The organism is Paenibacillus agaridevorans, from assembly GCF_003112455.1.
GTDB lineage: Bacteria > Bacillota > Bacilli > Paenibacillales > Paenibacillaceae > Pristimantibacillus > Pristimantibacillus agaridevorans.
This window is the reverse complement of record NZ_BDQX01000006.1, coordinates 1-296: the sequence shown is the minus strand read 5'-3', so window position 1 is coordinate 296 and position 296 is coordinate 1. Positions and strand designations below refer to the sequence as shown.

The following is a 296-nucleotide window of genomic DNA, read 5'->3' as shown; positions in this document are numbered from 1 at the left end:
AGGCTCGGCTCATTAAATGCCATGTACGTTATACCGTTCTTTGTCTTGAGCGGCCCCCACCAGCCTGCCTGATTGGACACATCCATCTTATAGGGAACTTCCTCGAGCATGCCGTCCGTCCGGCCCGGCTTAATTAGACCTGCCAGCGCTCTACTCAACGCGTTCATACTGTCGTTGACTTCGGGCTGAGTCGCACTTCTGGATTCATACGTCTCATTTGCCGCGTCAAGAGCGGTTTGAAACTGCTGCCAGCTAAGTTCCGTATATTGCTGCTTCATTAGCACCGTTGCTTCGTT

General features: G+C 52.4%; 1 protein-coding gene. It reads right to left on the bottom strand.

Annotated features, from left to right (window positions below; translation table 11 throughout):
- Positions 1 to 296 (bottom strand): hypothetical protein (locus tag PAT3040_RS00190; RefSeq protein ID WP_219930216.1); only part of this gene is annotated, 296 nt, incomplete at both ends.